The organism is Polaromonas sp. P1_G4 (assembly GCF_056405475.1).
On record NZ_JBFUCA010000415.1, the window covers coordinates 1 to 3,914 of the forward strand.

5 protein-coding genes are annotated in these 3,914 nt (G+C 62.6%); all 5 read left to right on the forward strand.

The annotated features are described in order from the left end of the window. Nucleotides 1-182: 182 nt before the first annotated feature. Nucleotides 183-506 carry a thiosulfate oxidation carrier complex protein SoxZ gene (gene soxZ / locus AC1D1X_RS17715; RefSeq protein ID WP_477669274.1) on the forward strand — a complete coding sequence of 108 codons (324 nt, stop codon included), beginning with the start codon at nucleotides 183-185 and terminating at the stop codon, nucleotides 504-506. Further along, a complete protein-coding gene (gene soxA, locus AC1D1X_RS17720; RefSeq protein WP_477674440.1) occupies nucleotides 503-1,276 on the forward strand; it encodes a sulfur oxidation c-type cytochrome SoxA in 774 nt (257 codons plus the stop codon). Before soxZ ends, soxA begins: the two co-directional genes overlap by 4 nt. A gap of 346 nt (nucleotides 1,277-1,622) precedes the next feature. Next, nucleotides 1,623-2,603, forward strand: coding sequence for a Bug family tripartite tricarboxylate transporter substrate binding protein (locus AC1D1X_RS17725; protein WP_477669272.1), 981 nt, complete (start codon nucleotides 1,623-1,625; stop codon nucleotides 2,601-2,603). A 110-nt stretch (nucleotides 2,604-2,713) separates the two neighbouring features. After that, nucleotides 2,714-3,079 carry a nuclear transport factor 2 family protein gene (locus tag AC1D1X_RS17730; RefSeq protein ID WP_477669614.1) on the forward strand — a complete coding sequence of 122 codons (366 nt, stop codon included), beginning with the start codon at nucleotides 2,714-2,716 and terminating at the stop codon, nucleotides 3,077-3,079. Between the two features lie 7 nt (nucleotides 3,080-3,086). Continuing rightward, nucleotides 3,087-3,914 (forward strand): polysaccharide deacetylase family protein (locus tag AC1D1X_RS17735; protein WP_477698781.1); only part of this gene is annotated, 828 nt, incomplete at its 3' end.

Genomic DNA, 3,914 nt, shown 5'->3' on the forward strand with positions numbered 1-3,914 from the left:
CCCCCACGGTCGCTCACTTCGTGTAGCTCCCTGCCCCCCAAGGGGGCCGCTGCGCCTGCGGTCTGGCAAAGCCAGTCCCGCGGCCCCTGCTGGCGAAGAAAAGAGCCCCCACGGTCACTCACCGCCTCTCGCCTGCAGTTCCCTGCCTCCTTCGCGGCGTGGCTCTTTGGGAGATCACTGATATGACTCGCACGCTCATCAACGCACCCGCCAGCGCCATACGCGGTGAAGTCATCGAGATACGCGCGACCATAGGCCACCCGATGGAAACCGGCTTTCGCGCCGGTGAGGACGGCAAGGTCCTGCCGCGCAACATCATCAAGACCTTCAGCTGCCGCTACAACGGTGAACTGATCTTCAGCGCTGAGCTGTTTTCGGCTGTCTCAGCCAATCCCTACCTCGCCTTCCATACCGTGGCGACCGACAGCGGCACGCTGGTGCTTCGCTGGGAAGGCGACAACGGTTTTGCGCAGACTGAAAGCATCAACCTGGCCGTCACGGGATGACGCGCATCCCCGCGGGCCTTTTGTCTTTCGTGCTGGCATGCCATGCCGGCGCACAGACCGCGCCGCCAAAAGACCTTCGCCGTTCAGGCTTTGAGGACATGAGCGCATCCACCCAGGCCATGCAGAAAGACGATGCGCTGAATCCCGGCATGTTGTGGGTCAAGGACGGCGAAGCGCTGTGGAAGCAGCCAACAGGTGCCAACGGAAAGGCGTGCATCAGCTGCCACACAACGCCGGACAGCATGCGCGGCGTGTCGGCGCGATACCCGGCGTTTGACATTCAACTCGGCCGGCCCATCACCTTGAGCCAGCGCATCAATCAGTGCCGCCAGCATCACCAGCAGGCCGCACCGCTGCGCGCCGAAAGCCAGGATCTGCTGAGCCTGGAAAGCTATGTGGCGCTGCAGTCGCGCGGTCTGCCGGTATCGCCGCCCGATGATGCCCGGCTGGAGCCTTTCCGCCAGCGCGGGCAGCAGCTTTTCGCGCAGCGCATGGGCCAGCTCAACCTGTCCTGCGCGCAGTGCCATGACGGTTTGGCCGGCAGGCGTCTGGCCAGCAGCCTGATTCCCGAGGCACATCCCACGGGCTACCCGGTGTACCGTCTCGAATGGCAGACGCTGGGTTCGCTGCAGCGCCGCATCCGCGGCTGCATGAGCGGGGTGCGTGCCGAGCCGTTTGCCTATGGCGTGCAGGAGCTGGTGGAACTGGAGCTTTACCTGAATGCCCGTGCAAAAGGCATGGCAATGGAGACGCCGGGCGTGCGGCCGTGATTTGAGCGGCAGTACTGCGGGTGCTATCAATTACATAGCATATTGAGCAAATCCGGCGAAGGGCTGCTGCGCTTTTTATCATCTCAAAACCGGACCCGTGCCGTTCGGGTCAGTGCCGGCTTTCCGTCACATGAGGCTTATGCCGTCACACGACCTGGGCCGAGTGAGGAAGGCGCCTCCTGCTGCCAGCGTCGAGGGCACAAAGAAAACCCGGCTCCAAAGCGCGAATGCCTGAACAGTCGAATTGGCACACAAGTTGCTGATCGCCAGATGTCATCAGCCGCTTCCCCGCTTTCAATCCTGTTGATGGTTGCCAATGCAGCCTTCAGCCCTTCAGGAGCACTCCATGAAACGTCGTCACGTCCTGGCCGCCGGCATCTCTGCCCTGACCGCTCCAGCATGGACAAGCGCCCAAAGCGCCTGGCCTTCGCGTGGGCCGATCAGACTGGTCGCGCAATTCCCACCGGGCGGTCTGGTTGATACCGTGTCACGCATGATGGCGCCGCACCTGTCACAGGCGCTGGGCCAGACCGTCGTGGTGGAAAACCGCGCGGGTGCGGGCGGCCTGATCGGCACCGACTACGTGTCCAAGCAGCCCGCCGACGGCTACACCCTGCTGGTCAGCCATGCGTCGGTGCACATCTATGCCACAGCCACCCGCAAAGTCATGCCCTTTGACCCGGTGAATGATTTTTCTCACATGGGCATGCTGGTTGAAGCGCCCATGGTGCTGCTGGTGCGGGCGCAGTCGCCCTTCCAGACGCTGGAGCAATACCTGGCTGCCGCCAGAACCCGGCCTGTGCGTTATGGCTCATCGGGCATCGGTTCTGCCAATCACTTGTTTGGTGAAATGCTCAAGATTGAAGGCAAGGCGCCCCAACACGACCACATCCCCTACCAAGGCAGCGCACCGGCCATGCAAGACCTGCTGGGCGGGCAGATCGACAGCCTGCTCGATCCCATCACCACCAACGTGGCCCAGCTCAAGGCCGGGTCCCTGCGCGCGCTGGCTGTCTCCACCCCCAGCCGCCTGCCGGCACTTCCCAACATTCCGACTTTTGCCGAGCTCGGCTTTCCCAAGCTGACGGGGTCCCAGTGGTTGGGCTTGTCAGCACCCAAAGGCCTGCCTGCGCCCGTACTTGCGCGGCTGACGGCACTGATCCCTGAAATTCTCGCCAAACCGGACATCGCAGCCAGACTGGAAGAAATTCAGACCCTGCCGCGCAAGAATGCGGTGGTCGGCACCGAGTTCGTTCAGTTGATCAATTCGCAGATCGACACCTGGCGCAGCGTGGCCAAGCTGGCCAACGTCGAGGTGATAACATGATTTTTCCGGCAACGACAGCCGCAGGAGCACCCTGATTGAACAGCACCAAGGCCTTTTCCAGCGATACGGCAAGCGCTGCCGATGTGGTCAATGAGTTTCTCCGGCTCATCATGCTTCCTGACCCGGTGGCCGCCAGCCGGTTCACGGCACCCGGCATGAAGATTCTTTTCACCGGTGGCCGGGCCATGAGCGCCCCCGCTGAGTGCACCAAATTTAATGCATCGCGCTACAAATGGGTGAAAAAAAGGATTGAGCGCACCGAAACGGTTGCCGCCGGCTCTAGCGGCTCCGCCCCCGACGAAGCGGTGGTCTACAGCCTGGGAACCCTGTATGGAGAATGGCCTGACGGAACGCCTTTCGAAGGCAACCGCTATGTGGACCGCTATGTCGTCAAAAGCGGGCTGATCACACACATGGACGTGTGGAACGACAGCGCCGAATGGCTGCTGGTGCGGGCAGGCCTGGCTGTGCTGTGATCAGCTGATGGCGGCAAGCTACAGCGGCGCCCTGCCGACGCACAATCGCTTTGACTACCAGGCGATCAACCAGCGCAAACCTTATCGTTGGCCCAACGGCGCTGGTCTGGCTGTCTACCTGGGTTTCAACATCGAGCACTTTGCCTTCGGCGAGGGCATGGGTGCCACCATCGGCCCGGCCAGCCCGCAGCCGGATGTCCTGAACTACAGCTGGCGCGAGTACGGAAACCGCGTGGGCAGCTGGCGCTGCCTCGAGCTGTTTGACAGCCTGGGCCTGCCGGCGGCCGCCCTGATCAACACCGCACTGTATGAACACTGCCCCGAGCTGGTGGCTGCCTGCGTAGCGCGCGGCGATGAACTGGTCGGCCATGGCCACACCAACGCCGAACGCCAGGCCGCCATGAGTGAAGCGGACGAAAGCAGCCTGCTGGTGCAGTGCCGCACGCGCATGCAACAGGAGAGCGGCCAGTCCCCCGCCGGGTGGCTTTCACCGTGGATTTCGGAAAGCCTGCATACCCCTGACCTGCTCGCTGAAAGCGGCTACGGCTACACCCTGAACTGGTGCCACGACGACCAGCCGCTGCCAATGCGCACCCGCAGCGGAAAGGCTTTGTGGGCCGTGCCTTACCCGCAGGAACTCAATGACATCCCGATGATCATTGCGCGTCAGATGGACGGCAAAGACTTTGCGCAGATGATCATCGATCAGCTTGATGAGATGCTGGAGCAATCGCAGGCCAGCAGTTCAGCACCACTGGTGATGGGCATTGCACTGCACCCCTACATCGTCGGCCAGCCTTACCGCCTGCGCCACCTGCGGCGCGCGCTTCAGCAT